This window comes from Hyphomicrobium zavarzinii ATCC 27496 (assembly GCF_000383415.1).
GTDB classification, from domain to species: domain Bacteria; phylum Pseudomonadota; class Alphaproteobacteria; order Rhizobiales; family Hyphomicrobiaceae; genus Hyphomicrobium_C; species Hyphomicrobium_C zavarzinii.
Genome location: NZ_KB911256.1, coordinates 25,058 through 45,412, shown reverse-complemented (window position 1 = coordinate 45,412; position 20,355 = coordinate 25,058). Strand labels below are relative to the sequence as shown.

Annotated in this window: 20 protein-coding genes, 1 tRNA gene and 1 pseudogene; 11 read left to right on the top strand and 11 right to left on the bottom strand. The window is 64.9% G+C overall.

Annotated elements, in window-relative coordinates; genetic code table 11:
- Positions 1 to 32: 32 nt before the first annotated feature.
- On the bottom strand, positions 33 to 314 hold the full coding sequence (locus F812_RS0104235) for a hypothetical protein (protein WP_020084714.1): 282 nt from the start codon (positions 312 to 314) through the stop codon (positions 33 to 35).
- 164 nt (positions 315 to 478) lie between these two features.
- Here F812_RS0104235 and F812_RS0104230 point away from each other — a divergent pair, with 164 nt between their 5' ends.
- Entirely contained in the window at positions 479 to 916 is a 438-nt protein-coding gene (locus F812_RS0104230) for a DUF4112 domain-containing protein (RefSeq protein WP_020084713.1), read from the top strand.
- 191 nt (positions 917 to 1,107) lie between these two features.
- Positions 1,108 to 1,458 (top strand): hypothetical protein, encoded by a 351-nt coding sequence (locus tag F812_RS0104225; protein ID WP_020084712.1) that lies wholly within the window; start codon positions 1,108 to 1,110, stop codon positions 1,456 to 1,458.
- Positions 1,459 to 1,527: 69 nt separating this feature from the next.
- On the opposite strand, the gene F812_RS0104220 is transcribed toward F812_RS0104225, so the two are convergent.
- Complete coding sequence (locus F812_RS0104220) at positions 1,528 to 3,045, bottom strand: DUF2779 domain-containing protein (protein WP_020084711.1); 1,518 nt, start codon at positions 3,043 to 3,045, stop codon at positions 1,528 to 1,530.
- 225 nt (positions 3,046 to 3,270) lie between these two features.
- On the opposite strand from F812_RS0104220, the gene msrP reads away from it, so the two are divergent.
- From msrP to msrB, 3 genes are all read left to right on the top strand, one after another.
- Positions 3,271 to 4,221, top strand: a complete 951-nt coding sequence (msrP, locus tag F812_RS0104215; protein WP_020084710.1) for a protein-methionine-sulfoxide reductase catalytic subunit MsrP — start codon at positions 3,271 to 3,273, stop codon at positions 4,219 to 4,221.
- Between the two features lie 64 nt (positions 4,222 to 4,285).
- Positions 4,286 to 4,897, top strand: a complete 612-nt coding sequence (gene msrQ, locus F812_RS0104210) for a protein-methionine-sulfoxide reductase heme-binding subunit MsrQ (RefSeq protein ID WP_083929118.1) — start codon at positions 4,286 to 4,288, stop codon at positions 4,895 to 4,897.
- A complete protein-coding gene (gene msrB, locus F812_RS0104205) occupies positions 4,894 to 5,280 on the top strand; it encodes a peptide-methionine (R)-S-oxide reductase MsrB (RefSeq protein ID WP_020084708.1) in 387 nt (128 codons plus the stop codon). The genes msrQ and msrB overlap by 4 nt, the downstream gene beginning before the upstream one ends.
- Positions 5,281 to 5,502: 222 nt before the next feature.
- On the opposite strand, the gene F812_RS22520 is transcribed toward msrB, so the two are convergent.
- From F812_RS22520 to F812_RS0104190, 3 genes are all read right to left on the bottom strand, one after another.
- Positions 5,503 to 6,069 carry a YcgN family cysteine cluster protein gene (locus tag F812_RS22520; protein WP_020084707.1) on the bottom strand — a complete coding sequence of 189 codons (567 nt, stop codon included), beginning with the start codon at positions 6,067 to 6,069 and terminating at the stop codon, positions 5,503 to 5,505.
- A gap of 3 nt (positions 6,070 to 6,072) precedes the next feature.
- A complete protein-coding gene (locus F812_RS0104195) occupies positions 6,073 to 7,116 on the bottom strand; it encodes a P1 family peptidase (RefSeq protein WP_020084706.1) in 1,044 nt (347 codons plus the stop codon).
- Positions 7,117 to 7,153: 37 nt separating this feature from the next.
- Positions 7,154 to 7,240 (bottom strand) — tRNA-Leu (locus F812_RS0104190).
- Positions 7,241 to 7,559: 319 nt separating this feature from the next.
- On the opposite strand from F812_RS0104190, the gene F812_RS22515 reads away from it, so the two are divergent.
- The gene (locus tag F812_RS22515) at positions 7,560 to 10,079 is read left to right on the top strand and encodes an autotransporter family protein (protein WP_020084705.1); all 2,520 of its coding nucleotides are present in this window, start codon (positions 7,560 to 7,562) and stop codon (positions 10,077 to 10,079) included.
- 16 nt (positions 10,080 to 10,095) lie between these two features.
- On the opposite strand, the gene F812_RS0104180 is transcribed toward F812_RS22515, so the two are convergent.
- From F812_RS0104180 to F812_RS0104170, 3 genes are all read right to left on the bottom strand, one after another.
- The gene (locus F812_RS0104180) at positions 10,096 to 10,446 is read right to left on the bottom strand and encodes a hypothetical protein (protein ID WP_020084704.1); all 351 of its coding nucleotides are present in this window, start codon (positions 10,444 to 10,446) and stop codon (positions 10,096 to 10,098) included.
- 57 nt (positions 10,447 to 10,503) lie between these two features.
- Complete coding sequence (locus F812_RS0104175) at positions 10,504 to 12,507, bottom strand: protein meaA (protein ID WP_020084703.1); 2,004 nt, start codon at positions 12,505 to 12,507, stop codon at positions 10,504 to 10,506.
- An 89-nt stretch (positions 12,508 to 12,596) separates the two neighbouring features.
- On the bottom strand, positions 12,597 to 13,016 hold the full coding sequence (locus tag F812_RS0104170) for a hypothetical protein (protein WP_020084702.1): 420 nt from the start codon (positions 13,014 to 13,016) through the stop codon (positions 12,597 to 12,599).
- Between the two features lie 282 nt (positions 13,017 to 13,298).
- On the opposite strand from F812_RS0104170, the gene ccrA reads away from it, so the two are divergent.
- The gene (gene ccrA / locus F812_RS0104165) at positions 13,299 to 14,624 is read left to right on the top strand and encodes a crotonyl-CoA carboxylase/reductase (RefSeq protein ID WP_020084701.1); all 1,326 of its coding nucleotides are present in this window, start codon (positions 13,299 to 13,301) and stop codon (positions 14,622 to 14,624) included.
- Between the two features lie 103 nt (positions 14,625 to 14,727).
- Here ccrA and F812_RS22510 read toward each other — a convergent pair.
- From F812_RS22510 to F812_RS0104150, 3 genes and pseudogenes are all read right to left on the bottom strand, one after another.
- Positions 14,728 to 14,910, bottom strand: a pseudogene (locus tag F812_RS22510) (DMT family protein); the annotation flags it as partial.
- Between the two features lie 18 nt (positions 14,911 to 14,928).
- Positions 14,929 to 15,369: a lipocalin-like domain-containing protein gene (locus tag F812_RS0104155; protein ID WP_020084699.1), complete on the bottom strand. Its 441-nt coding sequence runs from the start codon at positions 15,367 to 15,369 to the stop codon at positions 14,929 to 14,931.
- Between the two features lie 107 nt (positions 15,370 to 15,476).
- Complete coding sequence (locus tag F812_RS0104150; RefSeq protein WP_020084698.1) at positions 15,477 to 16,355, bottom strand: YihY/virulence factor BrkB family protein; 879 nt, start codon at positions 16,353 to 16,355, stop codon at positions 15,477 to 15,479.
- Positions 16,356 to 16,649: 294 nt separating this feature from the next.
- Between F812_RS0104150 and F812_RS0104145 the strand changes: the two genes are divergently transcribed.
- The 4 genes from F812_RS0104145 to F812_RS0104130 all read left to right on the top strand — a co-directional run bounded on the left by F812_RS0104145 (position 16,650) and on the right by F812_RS0104130 (position 20,353).
- On the top strand, positions 16,650 to 18,329 hold the full coding sequence (locus F812_RS0104145) for an acyl-CoA dehydrogenase family protein (RefSeq protein ID WP_020084697.1): 1,680 nt from the start codon (positions 16,650 to 16,652) through the stop codon (positions 18,327 to 18,329).
- 190 nt (positions 18,330 to 18,519) lie between these two features.
- Positions 18,520 to 18,966 (top strand): hypothetical protein, encoded by a 447-nt coding sequence (locus F812_RS0104140; protein ID WP_020084696.1) that lies wholly within the window; start codon positions 18,520 to 18,522, stop codon positions 18,964 to 18,966.
- 65 nt (positions 18,967 to 19,031) lie between these two features.
- A complete protein-coding gene (locus F812_RS0104135; protein ID WP_020084695.1) occupies positions 19,032 to 19,841 on the top strand; it encodes an SDR family NAD(P)-dependent oxidoreductase in 810 nt (269 codons plus the stop codon).
- Between the two features lie 137 nt (positions 19,842 to 19,978).
- Entirely contained in the window at positions 19,979 to 20,353 is a 375-nt protein-coding gene (locus F812_RS0104130) for a PilZ domain-containing protein (RefSeq protein ID WP_020084694.1), read from the top strand.
- Positions 20,354 to 20,355 lie beyond the last annotated feature (2 nt).

Sequence of the window (20,355 nt, the reverse complement as noted above, 5' to 3'; positions counted from 1 at the left end):
TAACGCTGCGTTAACCCGCCGGCACGCGCGGCTCAGCGGCTCGTGAAGGGCGCGGCGATGATGGCGAGCAGAATGCGGGCCGCGATGGTGAAGAACATGAAGAGCAACTGCCGCTCCTCGAGCAGAAGCTCCACCCAGATATTGTACTTGGGATCGATGCCGGTGCTGGTGATGAGGCTCTTGAGATCGCGCGCCCATCCCAACATCATCGAGAGCGTCTCCGGCGAATTGTAGCCGACCAACGCCAGCGCGAAGGCGCCCAGGATCAGAGACAAAAAGATCGTGCTGGTGCCCACCAGAAGACGCAGCAACATGGTCGCTCTTCCCTTCCCGCGCTTCGCGCGGTCTTGACCCCACCCCCTGCCGTCACAACATGACGGAAGCCCCGGAAGGTAAATCCTGAGGGGAGAGCGCACAAGCTTCCGTTTTTCCGAGGCGCGCGTGCGGTTTTAGCGTCGCGCCGTTGCGAAAGAGAGAGATGACGAAGAGCACAGTCGAACGCTACTCGGACCCCGCCATCCAGGCCGCCGTGGCCCGCATCGAGGCGGTTTCGCGGCTAATGGACGACCTTTTCGTGATTCCTGGAACGAAAGTGCGCGTCGGCCTCGACTCGGTGATCGGACTCGTGCCGATCGTGGGCGATCTCATCTCGCAGGCGATCTCGAGCTACATCATCTGGGAGGCACGCCAGCTCGGCGTTTCGCGCCTCGTCATCGGGCGCATGATCGCCAACACGGCCGTGGATACGGTGATCGGCATCATTCCGTTCGCGGGCGATGCCTTCGACGTGGCCTTCCGCGCCAACATGAAGAACCTGGCCCTCCTCAAAGGCCACCTTGCAAAGCACGGCCACATCCGCCGCGACGCGGCGGGTACCGGCCCCGTCATCGACGTGCGCGCGACGCGCGTCGGCTGAGTCCGCCCGGCAGGTGCATCATGTGGTGCCAATACGCGACACTTGCAGTCGCAAGTCACGCTAACCGCTGTGGATTCCGTGGTTTGCCCATAGAGCTGGGCAGGCGACTCAGGGAATTAGTCAGTTTGTAGTGAAGCCGCATGTCGCGTTTCTGGTGTTGCGTCGGCTCTAAGCCCGTCACAAGGATCGCAATGCCGAGACTCTTCCAAGCCGCAGCTCTTGTTTTCGCCCTGACGTTCCTCGGTGGCTGCTGCCGCGATACGATCCGTGAAATGTCGTCTCTGAAGGACACCCCGCTGCGTCCGCAGCACCAGCGGAGCGCAAAGGCGGCATCCCAGCCGGCGAGCGAGGCCAAGTCCGCACGCGTCGACCGCGACGACGACGAGGACACCAGCCGGATCGAAACGGGCTCCGTTGCCAAGCCGGATTGCCAGGGTCAGCACATCGCCTATCAGGCGACGAAGGAATATCTGAAGAACTTCGGCCCCAAGCCGCCGGATGAGCCCGGCGAGCGCGGTCCGTGCAAGCCCGACGCGAAGTAACCTCGCTTCCTCTGCTTCACCAGATCGAAACGCGGGGCCGCATCATTGCCTCGCGTTTTTATTTGCCGATCAGCCGGCCTCGCGATATTCGCGGGCTGCGGCGATGCCGAGCAAGGCGCGCCAGATCTCGACCATCGCCAGGGAATCGAGGCCGCAATAGGCGAGCAGGTTGTCCCGTGCCGCTCGCGCCTCATCCAGCTCCAGCTCGCCGGTGACGATGGCGTTCCACGTCTCGCTCGCGGTGGCGCCTTCTCGGATCGCGAGGGTCTTGTAGGAGAGGCTCGGCACCAGGGCCGGCAGCACCCATTTGATCGATGTCTTGCCGCGAAATGCGGGGTGCACGACCATCTGCGCGGTGAAGACATCCATGAGATCGACGACGCGCTCGTTCACACCCGCGAGATAGCTCTCCTCGGCCGGCAGGCGCTCGGCGAGCTTGGCGTTGATGCCCTTCTCGAAGGGCTTGTTCCACACGACGATGGATCCCTCGGCGGGCAGCGAGGCTTTGAGCGCGGCGACGAACGGCTCGTCCGGGCAGGTGGTTTCCGTGAACAGGAACTCGCGGTGGATCGCCTCTCCGCCCGGCCTCTCGACCACGTGCAGCGAGAACTGGAAGGGGACGTGGTTGAAGGGGCCGTAGCCCGCAAATCGCGGGAGCGCGCAGGGATAGGTCTCGTAATCGAGGAAGGCTGCGGGATAGCGAATGTCGTCGAGAAAGGCCGCGAGCGGGGCAATCTCGACGAACGGGCGGCGGCGCTTCGCGGCATTCACCTGGTTGCGCTGATTGTCCGTCAGCTCCGCGCTGTCGGGCACGTCCTCGATCGCCAGAACGCCACTATCGACGAGCGCGCGCAGCTTCTTCGGTGACTGCCCGATGCGCGTGAGATCATGTACGCTGTAAGCCGGAACGTTCGGGTTGATGTAGCCGAACGTGGTGCATTGGCTGCTGCGGCCCTTGTAGATGCAGACACATGGCGCGGAGGGAAGCGCGGGGAGCTGCAGAAGATCATGGGCAGCGTCCATCTCCACGGCCACCGCATCGAGAAGCGGCGCAACCCGGTCCGTGAAGTCCTCGCGCGTGAAGAGGCGGTCGAGATCGAGCGTGCCGTCCGACACGTAAGAGCTGTCGAGACGCACGAGATTGAGGCGGCCGAGCGGGACGCCGTTCTCGCGCAGCACCAACGCCTGGAAGGCGATGTCGTGGGCGTAGAGGTCGTCCTTTGCCTTGCGATCCTCGCCACTGGTCGACGCCTTCACCTCGTAAAGGTCGTAGGCGGTGAGCGCGTCGTTCCAGACGAGAATGTCACAGGCGGTGGTGTAGCGACCGGTCTCGAACACGGGCTGGTACAGGATGGGCGTGCGCGCATCCGCCAATTGCGCGGTGCCCACCGCGTCGCCGCGGCGGATCAGAACGCCGCCCGGGAACAACTCGCGGGCCCGCACGTCCACATCATTGCCGATCTCGATGATCGCCTGCTCGAACACCGACAGCGGCTCGGCGTGGTAGACTTCGGGCTTGTGAACCTTCACCCAGGCGTTGTGGGCGCAGTCGCGGTAGACGAGATAGTTCGTCTTGCTGAGCTTCATCCCCCATACGGCCGCTTCTCTGGGCCGCCCCCATGTTCGACCGCGCCCTGCCGGGCTCCAAGGCCTTCTGCGCTCCAGGTTCTCGGCCGGCCGCATTTTCTTGCGACGAACCGGCCTCCACTTCCCCGGAAAATGCTCTAGGCTCGGTGATACTTTGAAACCAAGGTGCGGGGTGGAACGTACAAAATGCACACTGGTCCGCCAAACCCTGAATGAGGTTTCCCCGTGCTTATCCGCAAGGCGTCCGACATTCCGTCTTCTGAGATCACGCCGCGCGCGATTTATCTGAAGCGGCGCGAGCTTTTGCAGGGCGGGTTGGCGTTGTCGGCGCTGGCCGCGCTTCGCCCGCAACAGGCCCGGGCTGCCATGCTGGCGTTCACCAAGAGCCCGTTCTCGACCGACGAGACGCCGACGCGCAAGGCCGACGCCACGAGCTACAACAACTTCTACGAGTTCGGCACCGACAAGGCCGATCCGGCCGCCAAGGCGCATACGCTCACCACTGCGCCCTGGTCCGTCAAGATCGACGGGCTCGTCGGCAAGCCCGCCACCTACACGCTCGAGGACATCCTGGGCCATGCCAAGCTCGAGGAGCGCATCTACCGCCTGCGGTGCGTCGAAGGCTGGTCTATGGTCATCCCCTGGGTGGGCTTTCCTCTGGCGGATCTCCTGAAGCGCGTGGAGCCGCAGGGCAGCGCGAAATACGTCGCCTTCGAGACGCTGGTTCGGCCTGACGAGATGCCCGGACAGCGCGGCATTTTCCAGCCGCTGCCGTGGCCCTATCTCGAAGGGCTTCGGCTCGACGAAGCCATGCATCCGCTTACGATCCTCGCGACCGGCATGTACGGCGAGACGCTGCCGAACCAGAACGGGGCGCCGCTTCGGCTGGTGGTGCCGTGGAAGTACGGCTTCAAGAGCATCAAGTCGATCGTGCGCATCTCGCTCGTCGAAAAGCAGCCGCCGACGACGTGGCAATCGCAAGCCGACAACGAGTACGGCTTCTATTCGAACGTGAACCCGGAAGTCGATCATCCCCGCTGGAGCCAGGCGACAGAGCGGCGCATCGGCGAAGGAAGCGGACTGTTCGCGAAGCGGCGGCCCACGCAGATGTTCAACGGCTACGGCGAGCAGGTCGCTCACCTCTACGCAGGATTGGATCTCCGTGCCAACTACTGAGACCCTCGCCAAGGTTAGCGACCGGCCGCGGCCGCACGCCGCGCGGGCTCTTTGGCCGTCGTGGATCGGACCTGGAAGCTGGGCGCTCTACGGGCTCGGACTCGTGCCGGCGGCCTGGACGTTTTATCTCGCCGTTTCCGACCAGCTCGGCGCAGACCCGCTCAAGGTGCTCGAGCGCTCGCTCGGCCTCTGGGCGCTGCGCTTCCTGGTTGCCGGGCTCGCCATCACGCCACTTCGCCGTCTCGGAGGCCCCAATCTCATCCGCTACCGGCGCACGCTCGGCGTGCTCGCGTTTCTCTACGCGCTCTTTCACGTCGCGGTGTACGTCGCGCTCGATCAAGGCTTCGACCTCCACCTCATCTTGAAAGACATCCTCAAGCGGCCTTACATCACGATCGGGCTCTTGAGCTTCCTGATCCTCATTCCGCTGGCGGCGACGTCGAACGCGACGATGATCAAGCGGCTCGGCGGCGCGGCGTGGCAGCGGCTGCATCGCTGGGTCTATCTCGCTGCCTTGGCGGCGGCGGTGCATTTCATCATGCTGGTGAAAGCCTGGCCGCCGGAGCCCCTCGTCTATGCAGCGATCGTCGCGATGCTGCTGCTCTTCCGGCTTGCGGATCGCGGCCGCAGAACCACATTCACTCCATATCCGAACACGAAGCGAGGAAACCCATGACAGATACCGAGGAGTACTGGCGTCAGAAGCTCACGCCCGAGCAGTATCGCGTGCTGCGCCAGGGCGGAACGGAGCGGCCATTCACCGGCGAGCATCTCAACACGCACGACCACGGCAAGTTCACGTGCGCGGCCTGCGGCAATCAGCTTTTCGCGTCGGATACGAAGTTCGATTCCGGCACCGGCTGGCCGTCGTTCGATCAGGCGCTTCCCGGCGCCGTGGCTTATCACCGGGATGCCTCGCATGGCATGGTGCGGACGGAGGTGACTTGCGCGAAGTGCGGCTCGCACCTCGGCCACGTGTTCGACGACGGGCCGACGGGCACAGGCAAGCGCTACTGCATCAACTCGGTGTGCCTCAATATCGAGAAGGACGGCGCCTAGAGCGACGGAGCGCTTCTTATCGCCGGCAGGTGCGCTCTCAACGGGCGCATCCACTTTCAACATCGGTCCGCACAAAAGATCGGTCCGCACAAAAGGCAGACCCCGCCGTGAAGCGTTTTTCAGCTCCAGAGCGGGGCAGCACCTTTCGGCGCCTGACGTTCGCCGGGTGATGGCGCCCGTCTGGTTATTGAACGCGCCAGAACGAAACAGGTTCCCAAAAAATCAGGTTGCCTCGCCGATGATGTAGCGCTCGATCTCATCCTCGGGGATGCCTTCCTCGCTGCGAACCCAGCCGCGCACGGAAACGCCAGCCTCGTGAACTGTTTCCGGATCGCCGGAAATAAGCGGGTGCCACCAGGCGAGACCGCGTCCCTCGTCCAGGCGGCGATAGGCACAGCTTTCGGGTAACCAAGACAACGTGCGAACGCGCCGCAAATCGATCTTCAGGCAATCCGGCATCTTCTCGAAGCGGTTCTCGTAATCCTTGCAGCGGCACGAGCCGATGTCGAGCAGACCGCAGGCGAGCCGCGTCAGATATACGGTGCCGGTGTCCTCCTCCTCGATTTTCACGAGACAGCACTGCCCGCATCCGTCGCAGAGCGAATCCCACTCCTCCGCCGTCATCTGCTTGAGGGTCTTGATTTCCCAGAAGGGCTTTTCCGCGCCTTCCGGCGCCCACACGGCCTCGTCCGATATGGCGCGCCGCGCGGGGTTGGCGCGGCTGCGGGGGGCGCTCTTGCGCGGCGTCCGCTCGCGCTTCTCTGGTTTGGGCTTGGAGCTTTTGCTCACGTCTCAATCTCTCGCAGGGTATCTCGACCGATAGCACGCCGCCTCGCCCAGATCAGCCGCCGCGTACACACCGCGAGCCACGGCGCGCGCCACGCAATCGGCGGCGACGGCACCCAGGCGCAGGAGCTGCATCAGGCGCGCGCTTGCGTCCTCCGCCAGCGCCACGTGCCCGCTCGCCAGCACGAACAGCGTATCGCCGTCGACGTGCGAATGGATCGGCCGCACGGCGCGCGCAAGGCCGTCCTGCGCCATGATGGCGATGCGCCGCGCCTCCGATTTCGTCAATATCGCGTTGGTCGCGACAAGCCCTATGGTGGTGTTGGTGCCGGGCGCGGCCGGCGCGATGTCGAACCGGCTGCCGCGGACCGGGTCCTCGGCGGACACGGCCGGGATCGGGCTCGGCCAGCCCCGGCCGCCGAACTCATTCTCGAGCTCGTAGGGCGCGGCCCAGAAATGCCCGGTGCCGGGGATCACGGGCGAACCGAACGGGTTGACCGCGATGAGCGCACCGATCTGGATCTCGCCGTCATACGCGCTCGCGGAGCCAAGGCCGCCCTTCATGTTGCCTGCCATGGCGCCCATTCCGGCGCCAACGTTGCCAAGCTCGAAGTGGCTGTCCGCGCGCTCGCACGCCTCGATACCCCAGGCGCGGTAAGGCGGCATCTCGCCCCACGCCTTGTCGCCGCCGTTGGGAAGATCGAACAGCACAGCGCCGGGCACAACGGGCGAAACGTGCGGCGTCTCTCCCAAGGCGAAGCCGCGTTTTCTCGCCCCGAGCCAGGCGACGGCCCCGGACACGGCCTCGAGGCCGTAAACCGAGCCGCCGGAAAGGACGATGCCGTCGACCGCTTCGACTAAGCAGGTCGGGTCGAGCGCGTCGGTTTCGCGGGTGCCCGGCGCGCCTCCGCGCACGTCGCAGGCCGCAACCGCGCGCCGCTCCGGAAGCACGACCGTGACGCCGCTACGCACCGAAGCGCAGTGGGCATTGCCGACAGCAATGCCGTCGACGTCGGTGATGAGATTGCGCGGGCCGGGACGGATGGTCATGTCGCTGCGTGACTCGTCCGGACAGAGATCAGGAAAATGGTGCCCCTGGCCCGACTCGAACGGGCACGTCATTGCTGACAACAGATTTTGAGTCTGCCGCGTCTACCGATTCCGCCACAGAGGCTGTGAGGCTTTTCAATCGCTTCGTCCTCAGCCTCTACCTGGGCTCAGGCGGGGTTGCAAGCCTTGCTTTGCGGGGCGCTCTGTTGAAATCTCGGACGTAAATGTGGCTGCGACGCTACAGAACGGCACTATTCACCGCTCCCTTTGCCCCTAGGGACGGTCCGGGCTTCGGGTGAGCAGCGGCATCCGTTACGCTGTCACATCGGATCATCTGTATCGGGACAGGTTGCGCCCGCAAGATAGATCAAAGACTTGTGCCGCGTATTCCCGTAGGGAGACCTCACGTCATTCGCGGTATCGCTCCTCCGCTCCGTGGCACCTTGAGCCTCGCTGCCTGCCTGCTGGCGGGAAGCGGCGGAGCGGCATGGGCCATCGACGTGACCACGCCGGTCGTGATCAACGATGCCTCGGTGCTCGGCACCGACGACATCAACATCGAAGGCGGATCGCTGCATTTCAACATCAGCGCGGCGCTCGAGAACAACCTCGGCTTCTTCGACGGAAAGACGGGTACGGTCACGGCCGCGCCGGGGCAGATCGTGGAGTTCGGGCCGAGCTTCCTCGGCACCTTCATCGGCATCGATGCGGACAGCACGGCGGTGTTCGGATCGTCCACGGCAACGGGCACCATCCTCATCAATACCGATTTCGGATCGTCGCATCCGGATGGCCGCGTGGTGGTCGCGGGCGGCACGCTCGGCGGCGATATCGGCCTCGTCATGCTCCTCGCGAGCGCGGCCTCCACCACCGTGGAAGCGGGCGCAACGCTCGATCTCAACGGCCCCATCGCCTACGTTCACAACCTCAAGGGCAGCGGCAGCGTCGTCACCCACGGCGGCGAGCTCGGCCTGATCGTCGACGACGGATCGAGCACGGAGTTCTCCGGCACGATCAGCGGATCGAGCGGCGTCGCGATCATGAATGCGGGTTTCACCAACGGCACGATGATCCTGTCGGGCAACAACACCTACACGGGCGGCACGCTCGTCTGCGTGTGCGCGACCTTGCAGCTCGGCAACGGCGGGGCATCAGGCTCCATCATCGGCAACGTGACCAACGGCGGCGTGCTGGCCTTCAACCGCTCCGATATCTACGTGTTCACGGGGTCGATCGAGGACGATGTTTTCGATGCCGGCTCGGTGGTGCAGATGGGCACCGGCACGACCGTGCTGACGGGAACGCACACCTACACCGGCGATACCCTCGTCGAAGCGGGCAAGCTGGTGGTGAACGGCTCGATCGCTCAGTCCGACGTGACGGTTCAGAGCGGAGCGACGCTCTCCGGCACGGGCACACTCGGAGACACCACTGTGCTCGCGGGCGGCGTCCACGCGCCGGGCAACTCCATCGGAACGCAGACCGTCGGCGACTACATCCTCTCGGCGGGCGCGGTGCTCGAAGTGGAGATCAACGCGGCGGGCCAAAGCGACCGCGTGGTCGCGACAGGAACGGTCGACCTCACGGGCGCGGTGCTGCGCGTGATCACAGAGCCCGGACGCTACGTTCCGGGCATGAGCTATCTCATCATCGACAGCGCGGGCGGGCCGATCTCCGGCTCGTTCGCGACGTTCGTCAGTCCGTTCGCCTTTCTCGATCCCACCGTGTCGTTCGCGGGTGGCGGCAGCCAACTGGAGCTGACGCTCAGCCGGAATGCGACCGCCTTCGCCGACGTCGCGCTCACCCCGAACCAGCGCAACGTCGCAGGCGCGATCGACGGTCTCGCGAGCAGCGATCCGACCTATCAGAGCGTGGTGGGGCAGACGCGCGATGGCGCACGCGCGGCCTTCGATGCACTTTCGGGCGAGGTGCACGCGACGCTCGGCGGGCTTCTCGTCGAGGACAGCCGCCACGTGCGCGACGCGCTGCTCGGGCGTCTTGCACAGGCGTTCCATAGCGGCGGCTCCCCCATGCTCGGCGGCAGCGGCCCGGCTATCGTCGCCGATCTCGCGCCTCCCGGGCGCATGGCCCTCGGCGCAGGCCGTGGCAGCGCGGAGCCCGCGCCTGCGATCAACCGGGGGCTCACCTTCTGGACACACGGCTACGGCTCCTGGGGCGACTACGACAGCGACGGCAACGCGGCTGCGGCCGAGCGCGCGCTCGGCGGCTTCGTCTCAGGCATGGATGCCGCCATCGGAGCATCCTGGCGGGCCGGTCTCGCCACGGGCTACGCACACGCCAACTCCTCGATCAACGCACGCCGCTCCACGGCCGAGGTCGATACCTATCACCTTGCCGCCTATGCGGGCGGCCCGGTGGGGGCGCTGGCCCTCCGGTCCGGCCTCGCCTGGTCGTGGCACGAGATCGATACGAGCCGCGCCATCGTGTTCCCCGGCTTCACCGAGCGAGCGGACGCGAATTACGACGGCGACACGGGGCAGATCTTCGCCGAGGCCGCCCTGCCGTTCAGCTCCGGGCGCCTGGCGATCGAGCCGTTTGCCGGGCTCGCTTACGTTCACACGGACACGGACGGCTTCGTCGAGACCGGCTCATCCGCCGCGCTTCGCTCTTCCGGCAATACGGAGAGCGTGACCTTCTCGACCCTCGGCTTCCGCGCGGCGACGCGCTTCGATGCGGGCGGCCTCGAGGTGATGCCGCGCGTCTCGGTGGCGTGGCAGCATGCCTTCGACAGGGTCGCGCCGGGGCTCGCGTTGTCGTTCGTCTCTTCGGGCGCAGGGTTCGGCGTCAGCGGCGTGCCGCTCGCCGAGGATGCGGCGCTGATCGAAGCGGGGCTCGACCTTGGCCTCAGCGCCGATGCGACGCTGGGAATTTCCTACACGGGCCAGCTTGCCGGAGACACCGAGGATCACGGTGTCCGGGGTACGTTGCTCTGGCGATTCTGAGGGGCTCCGGGAGCCTTTACTTCCAGGAGAAGGTGGTGCGGCCGGTGCCGTGGATGTGCTCGGCGACCTCTACGTGGTCGCCCACGTGCGGATCGGTCTTCTTGAGTGCCATGACGTGGGCCACGCGGCCGTCCGCCAGCTTCACGTCGACGGCGAGGCCTTCCTCGATGGCGATGCTCTTGGCGCCGACAAGCGGGCCGACATTCTCGACGACGCCCGCAACGCGGCGCGTCTCGACGTTGGCATCGAGGCCGGTCAGCCAGAACCCGCCAGCGACGCAACCGGCCGCGGCCACGCCCGCGCCAATCCACTTCAGACGGTCGTAGAAGAGCTTCTGGTCCAGCCTGCGTCTGGTTTCGTCGCGCATGTGCTCATCCCTCGAGGATCCGGCGGGCCGACACGAGGCTTCGCCGCACTTGACTGCTCAAGCCGCCTTCTCGTGCCCTTCGACCAGGCGCACGATGTCGGCCATGATGTCGTTCAACTGGAAATCCTTCGGCGTGTAGACTGCGGCCACGCCGAAGCTCTTGAGCTTGACCTCATCCTCGGGCGGAATGATGCCGCCCACGACGACGGGAATGTCCGCAAGCCCTTCCTTGCGCATGCGATCCATCAGCTCTGACACCAGCGGCACGTGCGATCCGGAAAGGATCGACAGGCCGACCACGTGGGCGCTCTCGTCCACGGCGGCGCGCACGATCTGGGCGGGCGTCAGGCGGATGCCTTCGTAGACAACCTCCATGCCGACGTCGCGGGCGCGCACGGCGATCTGCTCGGCGCCGTTGGAGTGGCCGTCGAGGCCCGGCTTGCCCACCAGGAACTTGATGCGCCGGCCAAGCTTGTTCGACACGGCTTCCACGGAAGCACGGACGCCGTCCAGCTCCGTGCTCGCACGCTCGGGCGCCGCCTGGGCCACGCCGGTCGGCGCGCGGTATTCGCCGAACACGCGGCGCAGCGTGGTGCCCCATTCGCCCGTCGTCACGCCGGCCTTGGCGCAGGCGATCGAGCTTTCCATGATGTTGCGGCCTTCTTTCGCCGCCGATTCGAGATCGGACAGGGCCTTGTTGACGGCCTTCGCGTCGCGCCCTTCGCGCCAGGCCTTCAGGCGGCCGACCTGCTCTGCCTCGACCGCGGGATCCACCACCATGATCGCGCCTTCACCGGCTGTGAGCGGCGACGGCTCTGTCTCGGTCCACTTGTTCACGCCGACGACGATCTGCTCGCCGGTCTCGATCTGGCGCACGCGCGAGGAGTTGCTCTCGACGAGGCGCCGCTTCATGTAGTCGATGGCCGCGATCGCGCCGCCCATGCGCTCGATGGTGGCGAGCTCGGCCTTGGCCTGCTCCTTCAGCTCCTCCACCTTGCGGGTGATCTCCGCCGAGCCGTCGAAGATGTCGCCGTACTCGAGAAGGTCGGTCTCGTAAGCGACGATCTGCTGCATGCGCAGCGACCACTGCTGATCCCAGGGACGCGGCAGACCCAGCGCCTCGTTCCAGGCGGGAAGCTGCACGGCGCGGGCGCGGGCCTTCTTCGAAAGCGTCACCGCCATCATCTCGAGCAGGATGCGGTAGACGTTGTTCTCGGGTTGCGGCTCGGTGAGGCCGAGGCTGTTGACCTGCACGCCGTAGCGGAACATGCGGTTCTTGGCGTCGGTGACGCCGTAGCGCTCACGCGTGATCTCATCCCACAGCTCACCGAACGCCCGCATCTTGCAGATCTCGGTGATGAAGCGCATTCCGGCGTTCACGAAGAAGGAAACGCGGCCGACGACGGTGCCGAATTCCTCATCCGGAACCTCGCCGGAGGCCTTCACCGTATCGAGCACGGCGATGGCGGTGGCGAGCGCGTAGGAGAGCTCCTGCACCGGCGTCGCGCCGGCTTCCTGCAGATGGTAGGAGCAGACGTTCGTGGGGTTCCACTTGGGAACCTCGCGGTAGGAGAAGACGATCGTATCCTTGATCAGGCGGAGCGAGGGCTCGGGCGGGAACACGTAGGTTCCGCGCGAGAGATACTCCTTGATGATGTCGTTCTGAATCGTGCCGGTGAGCTTGACGCGCGGCGCGCCGGTCTCGTCGGCCGTGGCGATGTAGAGCGACAACAGCCACGCCGCGGTGGCGTTGATCGTCATCGAGGTGTTCATCTGGTCGAGCGGAATGCCCTCGAGCAGGCGGCGCATATCGCCCAGGTGCGAAACCGGCACGCCGACCTTGCCGACCTCGCCCCTGGCAAGCTCGTGGTCCGAATCGTAACCGGTCTGGGTTGGCAGGTCGAAAGCGATCGAAAGGCCGGTCTGCCCTTTGGCCAGGTTTTTCCGGTAAAGCTCGTTCGACTTGGCAGCCGTTGAGTGGCCCGCATAGGTCCGGAAAAGCCAGGGCTTATCCCGAACCGGACCCTTGCCAGCCGAACCCCCACCCGATTTTTCCGACATTCTCAAACCCCTCGCGCGCATTCACGATTTCCCATAGCGTACCGGCCGGCACGCGCAAGGCAAAAGTCTAATTCGTCACGGGGATAGCGTCAGGCGCGCAGGCGCTTGGGATCGTTGGTCAGAGGCGTGCGGATGCGGGTCGCGGCCTCCACCAGACGGGTCAGCGCCAGCATCACGAGGAGGGCCACGATCATGCCCAGCCCAGCCTGCACGACGATGTTTGCGCTTTTTTCGGTGCTGACGGAAAAGCCAAGGTGGTTCAAGGCATAGATTCCGGTGAGGCCGCCCCAGAAGATGGCGGGGGCAAACACGGCCGCCAACCCCTTCACCGGGAGCATCGCGCGCATCACCATAAAGACCAACAGGGTCAAGGCGGCGACGATCCAGTAGCTCATGCTGTCGGCCATGGCGATGTCGTCCAGAACCTTGAAAACAGCCTCGTGCCCCATGGAAGCTCCCGTAAAATGCAGCTCGAACCCTGAAACCCGCCATTGATAGCGCGCGTTCATTAACTCTTCGTATGAGTTGCCGGGGCTTCGCGGTGTGGCCCTCCCGTTTCCGGGTCCCGCCACGGCCGGGGTTTCAATTGAGGATCGTCTCCAATGTCGCCGCGACAAACTCTTTATTGCGGCGCCAAAAAGTGCTTGAAACGAGGCCGACGGTACGGAGGCGCTTCAAAAAGCCGCCTCCACTGACCGGTTAGGGCCATGGTTTCTGGGACATCCGGTCAACGGGATCCAGCACAATCATGGACCGCGGGACCCTTCTTCGCGTCAGGGAGAGACGAGAGCATGTCGAGCCAAAGCGCCGCAACAAAAGGCAGCACCACGGTCACTCCGGCTGCGCCTGCAATAGTTGCTGCCAAGAAAGACCTCTACGAGATCGGTGAGATCCCCCCGCTCGGCCACGTGCCGAAGAACATGTATGCGTGGGCCATCCGCAAGGATCGCCAGGGTGAGCCTGACAAGGCGATGCAGGTCGAGGTCGTGCCCACCTGGGAGCTCGACAGCCACGACGTGCTCGTTCTCGTGATGGCGGCCGGCGTCAACTACAACGGCGTCTGGGCCTCGCTCGGCACGCCGATCTCTATGTTCGACGTCCATAAGCAGCCCTTCCACGTCGCCGGGTCGGACGCGTCCGGCATCGTTTGGGCCGTCGGCTCCAAGGTGAAACGCTGGAAGGTCGGCGATGAAGTCGTCATCCACTGCAACCAGGATGATGGCGACGACGAGGAGTGCAACGGCGGCGACCCGATGTTCTCGCCCTCCCAGCGCATCTGGGGCTACGAGACGCCGGACGGCAGCTTCGCGCAGTTCTGCCGCGTGCAGGACCGCCAGCTGCTCGAGCGCCCGAAGCATCTCACGTGGGAAGAAGCGGCCTGCTACACGCTGACGCTCGCCACGGCTTACCGCATGCTGTTCGGCCATCGCCCGCACGTGCTGCGTCCGGGCCACAACGTTCTCGTCTGGGGCGCGGCCGGCGGTCTCGGCGCGTTCGCCGTGCAGCTCTGCGCGACGTCGGGCGCCAACGCGATCGGCGTCGTCTCGGATGACGACAAGCGTGACTTCGTCATGCAGCTCGGCGCCAAGGGCGTCATCAACCGCAAGAACTTCAAGTGCTGGGGCCAGCTGCCGAAGGTGAACTCGCCCGAGTATCACGAATGGCTGAAGGAGATGCGCAGCTTCGGCAAGGCGATCTGGGACATCACCGGCAAGGGCGTGAACGTCGACTGCGTGTTCGAGCACCCGGGTGAGACGACGATCCCGGTCTCCGTGCAGGTCGTGAAGCGCGGCGGCATGGTCGTGATCTGCGCCGGCACCACCGGCTACAATCTCACGATGGATGCCCGCTATCTCTGGATGCATCAGAAGCGCGTGCAGGGCTCTCACTTCGCTAACCTCCAGCAGGCCTCGCAGGCCAATAAGCTGGTGGTCGAGCGGCGCATCGATCCGTGCATGTCGGAAGTGTTCTCGTGGGCGCAGATTCCCAAGGCCCACATGCGCATGATGCGCAACGAGCACAAGCCCGGCAACATGGCGGTGCTGGTTCAGGCGCCCACCACGGGCCTGCGCACGTTCGAGGACGTGATCGAGGCCAGCCAGGCTCGTCACGGCTAGCTCGCCAAAAGCAGCGCGAGAAAGATCGGGGCGCGGCAGGTTTGCCGCGCCTTTTCTTTTAGGCCGCAGTCGGACCCAGTGGGGGCGACGAGTGGCCGTCGCGCGTCTCGGGCATGGCGAGGGTGTAGACCGCGAGGCCCAGCCGATTGGCCGGGACCGCGAAGCAATATTCGGCGAGCGCGATGGACCAGCTCGCGAGAATGACAATCCAAAGCGGTTTGTCGGTAAACTTCAGGTGGCCGTACCAAGCGAGCGTCATGAAGACGTTGGACGCTGCGAGCAGCAGGACCGGTGCAACAGGCTTCTACTTCTGCCGGACAAGCTCGGCGCATCCGGCCGTCGCTTCCTCGCCAGCCTCCACGTAGCAGGCGCCGATGCGATCCGGTCCCAGGATCCGGCCGTGGTTGTAGCCCTTGGCGTTCGGCGCGACCCAGGTGAAGGACAGGTTGTCCGGATAGATCACGCCGAAGAAGTTCTTGGTGCCGTCCGCATACGTGAAGTTGCCGCGGAAGCGGCGATCCTGCTGCTCGGTGATCACAACCTTCTTCTCGCTCCAGGTCTTGTAACCCTTCTTGTCGGAGATAGTGCGGTTCTCGCCGACCCAGGTCCCGACAAGATTGGGAATCGCGCTGTCGTCACCTGCGCCCGCCGAGGACGAGACGCCAACCATTGCCGCAAGCGAGGCGAGCGCGATGCCTCGGCGTCCCGCCAGACCCGGACGGGCATTCTGCTTTCGATGTTCCATAAACTCTCCCTTTGTGCCCTCGCGGGCTCGAACCGCTCCGGGCTGAGGGGAGATTCTATTTTCGAATCCGGCGAAGTGAAATTCACGCCTTCGGGATGTGCGCCCGGTCAGGCCGCGTTTCGACGCGGCTCGCTCTCGTGCTTGCCGTTGGTCAGCTTCTTCAGTTCCATGATGCCCCGGTTGACCTCGGCGCCGAGCAGGATGATCACGGCTGTGACCTGGAAAAAGATCATGGCGACCATCAGCTGGGAAAGGCCGGCATAGAAGCGCGCATAGTTGCTGATCGAAAGATAGTACGAATAGAAGCCCGCGATGGCGAGCCAGACCACGACGGAAAAGGTGACGCCGGGCCACACGTCCGCGAGGCGGCGCTTGCCAGCGGCGAGCCAGAGATGGAACGCCAGGAGCTGCGCGCCGATGACGGCCGCGCCCAGCATGTATCGCACGGCGGGCGCCAGCCACGTGGAATCGAGGATCGACCGGATCAGCGACGGCTCCACCCACGAGGGCCCGAATTGCGCGGCGAGCGCGGGGCCGACCACCACGGCCCAGGTCAATACCAGCATCGAGGCGCCGCTGATCAGGACGAGAAGCATGCTGAGCGCCAGACAGACCGGATAGGGCCGCGTCTCATGCACGCGATAGGCTCCGTTGAGGGCCGCGCGCAGCGTCTCGACCGCGCTCGTCGCGAAGAACAGCGCGAGAAATCCGCCGAATGTCAGGAGATCTATGCGGGTCTGGCCCATGATGGCATCGACCTGAGGTGCCAGAGCCTCGGCCACCGCCTGCGGCAGGTTGTGGAAGAGCTGCGAGACAGCCTCCGCCGCAAGCTCCCGGCCGCCGAACAGGCCCGCAAGCCCGCCCAGGAAGATGCAGAAGGGGAACAGCGATACCACGAAGGCAAACGCCACAGCACCGGCCATGGCGAAGCCCGAATGCTCGTAGAGCCGGTAGAGGGCAGACAACAACGTGCGGTAACGCTTCATCGGCAGGCAGTCTGGCGGGTGTTTGGTCTAATGTCGAGCCGGGACCCTAGTCCAAAGGGTCCTCCGAGGTCCATGTCCCCGGGGCAACTCTCGACATGAAATGCCCTGCCTCGTTAACGATCGCAACGGATCGTGGCGTAATGCCCGTCAGGCCCCGTGCGTTCCTGTCGCTGGGGCACGAGTTTGTCTTGACGGCAAGGCTCGGAAATTTGCAGATGACGTCCTGAAATGACGGGTCCGCGACGGGCCCGGGGGACGAATTGCGCCCCAAAGCCGGTGGGAGGATTCAAATTCATGTCGACCGTTGATCTCAAGTCCGGAAGCGACCTTCTGGCTGCCGGACCGCAGCGCCTGATCGAGAAGACCGCCGAGGCCGTGAAGGCCGCCGATCGGGTGCTGGACCTCGCCAAGGCAGGCGTGCGCGCCAGGATCAAAGAGGTCGGCGGCGTGGACGAAGCCCAGCACGCCGCGCACGGCCTCGCCTGGCTCGCCACCACGGTCGAAGCTCTGCGGCAAATGAACCTGTGGGCGGCGCGCCTCAAGGAAGAAGGCAACTTCGGCGAGTTCGAGCAGCTTCTGCTCCTCGCGGCCTTCGCCGAGTACGGCGCACAGATCGCCGGCGGCATCCCCATGAGCCAGCTCGAGATCATCCGCCCCGAAGCGCTCGGCGTCTCGAAGGCCGACATCCGCAAGTACGAGGATGCCGTGGCAGACGTGGTCGCGGCGGGCAGCACGGAGACCGTCAAGGCCAAGCTCGCGGAGTTTATCAAGCACGCGCAGGGTGCGACGACCTTCGGCAACTCCGGCCTCGACGAGACCATGTCCGCGATCCACGAGCAGATGCGCTCGTTCTCGGAAGCGGAAGTGGTGCCGCATGCGCACGAGTGGCATCTGGCGAACGCCTACATCCCGATCGAAATCATCGGCAAGGTGGCTGAGCTCGGCGTCTTCGGTCTCACGCTGCCGGAGGAATTCGGCGGCCTCGGGCTCGGCAAGCTCGCCATGTGCGTCGTCTCGGAAGAGCTGTCGCGCGGCTACATCGGCGTCGGCTCGCTCGGCACGCGCGCCGAGATCGCGGGCGAGTTGATCCTGCACAACGGCACGCCCGAGCAGAAGCAGAAGTACCTGCCGAAGATCGCCACCGGCGAGATCCTGCCGACGGCCGTGTTCACGGAGCCCAACACGGGCTCTGACCTCGCCTCGCTCAAGACGCGCGCCGTGAAGTCGGGCGACGTCTACAAGATCACCGGGCAAAAGACCTGGATCACGCATCCGGTTCGCGCGGATATCATGACCGTGCTGACGCGCACCAATCCGGACGAGAAGGGCTACAAGGGCCTTTCCATGTTCATCGCCGAGAAGCCGCGCGGCACGGACGAGAACCCGTTCCCGGCCAACGGCATGACGGGCGGCGAGATCGAGGTGCTCGGCTATCGCGGCATGAAGGAGTACGACATCTCCTTCGATGGCTTCGAGGTGCCGGCGGAGAACCTGCTCGGCGGCGTCGAGGGGCAGGGCTTCAAGCAGCTCATGAACACGTTCGAAGGCGCGCGCATCCAGACGGCCGCGCGTGCGGTGGGCGTGGCGCAGTGCGCCATGGACCTCGCGCTCAAGTATGCGCTCGAGCGCGTCCAGTTCGGCAAGCCGATCTACTCGTTCCCGCGCGTCGCCAACAAGGTGGTGATGATGGCCGTCGAGACCATGATCGCACGCCAGCTCTCCTATTTCGCCGCACGCGAGAAGGATGAGGGCCATCGCTGCGATCTCGAGGCCGGAATGGCGAAGCTGCTCGGCGCCCGTGTCGCCTGGGCCAACGCCGACAACGCGCTGCAGATCCACGGCGGTAACGGCTTCGCGCTGGAATATCCCGTGTCGCGCGTGCTGTGCGATGCGCGCATCCTCAACATCTTCGAGGGCGCAGCCGAAATCCAGGCGCAGGTCATCGCGCGCCGCCTGCTCGAGGACAAGGGCTGATCCTTCCTTTTGGCTCAGACGATCATGTGGAGGGGCAGATGCGAGCATCTGCCCCTTTTTCCTGGTGGCGACCGGCTCTCCGCAGCGGGCTAAGGCCAACTCCCGAATAGTTGATTTTTTCCAGCCGAACCGGACAGTTACACTCGCAGCATCAGCTCCAGTCCTTCCCGGAACACCAGGATAAATTCTGATGCCCCTGCTCCTCCGCTCGCTTGCGGCCGCGCTTCTGCTCGCCGGTTCCGCTCACGCCCAGGACATTCCGGCGGAGGTGCCGCCCGCCAGCGACTTCGCACCCGGTTCGGGGCGTGTGTGGTTCTCGTCCTGCACGTTCGAGGCGGAGCGCTATGTCTCCTGCAAGGATGCGGCGCGCCCCGCCATCGAGGCCATCGCCAAGCCGGGAGACGGCACGCCCGGAGAGGCGCTCCAGGCCTTCGTGAAGAAGCTCTTCACCGACAAGGGCTGCACCTTCGATGCTCCGCCGGAGAGCTTTCGCGTGAACGGCATCTTCCTCTCGTTCGATTCAAAGGCCGCTCATCAGATCGCGTGCCAGGGCCAGAAGGCGGATCTCGTATTCAAGCCAGGCGTGATCATTCTTCTGAATACGCTCTATTTCGTTGCGGGCGATCCGCCGCAGTAAGGGCTCGCACCTTCCCTTCCGGCCGCCGCACCGTTATTCCTCGGCGGATGACACAAAAATCCATTTTGATCACGGGAGCTTCGTCCGGCATCGGACTGGCCTCGGCCCGGCTCCTCAGAGGGCACGGATGGCGCGTCCTCGCGACCGCGCGCACGCAGCAGGACGCCGACATGCTCTCGCGCGATGTCGGCGTGGAAGTGCTCTATCTCGATCTCGCCGATCCGAACTCCATCGCATGGTGTGCGGAGCAAGCGCTCCGGATGACGGACGGACAGCTCACCGCCCTGTTCAACAACGGCGCTTACGGACAGGTTGGCGCAGTGGAGGATCTTTCGACCGATCTCCTGCGCCGTCAGCTCGAGGTCAACGTGATCGGCACGCACGATCTCACCCGGCGGCTGATCCCCTCCATGCGGGCGGCGGGGGGCGGACGCATCGTGCAGTGCTCCTCCGTGCTCGGCTTCGTTTCCGTTCCCTATCGCGGCGCCTACTGTGCTTCGAAGTACGCGCTGGAAGCGCTCAGCGACGCGCTCCGGCTGGAGCTCAAGGGTACGGGCATTCATGTCTCCATCATCGAGCCCGGACCGATCCGCACGCGTTTCGTGGAAACGGCGCTCGCCAATTTCCGTGCGACGATCGACATCGAAAGCTCAGCCCATCGGGACGTCTACCAGGCACGCCTCAGCGCAATGGAGCAGGGTGGGAAATCGACGTTCAAGCTGGAACCCGAGGCCGTTGCCTGGAAGCTCGTGCATGCCGTCGAGAGCAAGTCTCCGAAGCGGCGCTACATGGTGACGGTGCCGACTTACGCGGCCGCCGCGGGGCGGCGTTTTCTTCCTGCGCCTCTCGCCGACTGGCTCGCGCAGAAGATCTAAGGCCGCTCATTCACAGGTGAGTTCACCTTTCTTCAACCTTGGACCTCTATCGTGTGTCCACTGATGTTATTTCGAGCGCGCAGTTCGTGCGAAGCATCGGGACTGCGCCATCAACATTTTGAACGGTTTGATTGGCCATGCCGCTCCTGGAGACCATCACGAGCGTACTATTCGGCGGTAAAGACACTGCCCGACGCCGGGCCGCCGCCGCCCAGAAGCCCGAAGACCTTCGCACCGTCGTGCGCGTTCCCCAGCGCATGCGCAGCGGATATCTCTGGACCGAGAAGCTGATTTCGCCCCGCGCCTGCATGATCAAGGACCTGTCGGTGAAGGGTGCGCGCGTCGAGATCATCGGCGACCCCGTGAAGCACAGTCTTCTCGCCGACGGCGTGCGTCTCTACTTCGATACGGAGAAGCACGAGATCCAGAGCAAGGTGGTCTGGTCCAAGGGACAGATGCTGGGATTGCGTTTCGAAGGAAAGCCGCGACCGCCTTCGCGCACGTATCGCTAAAG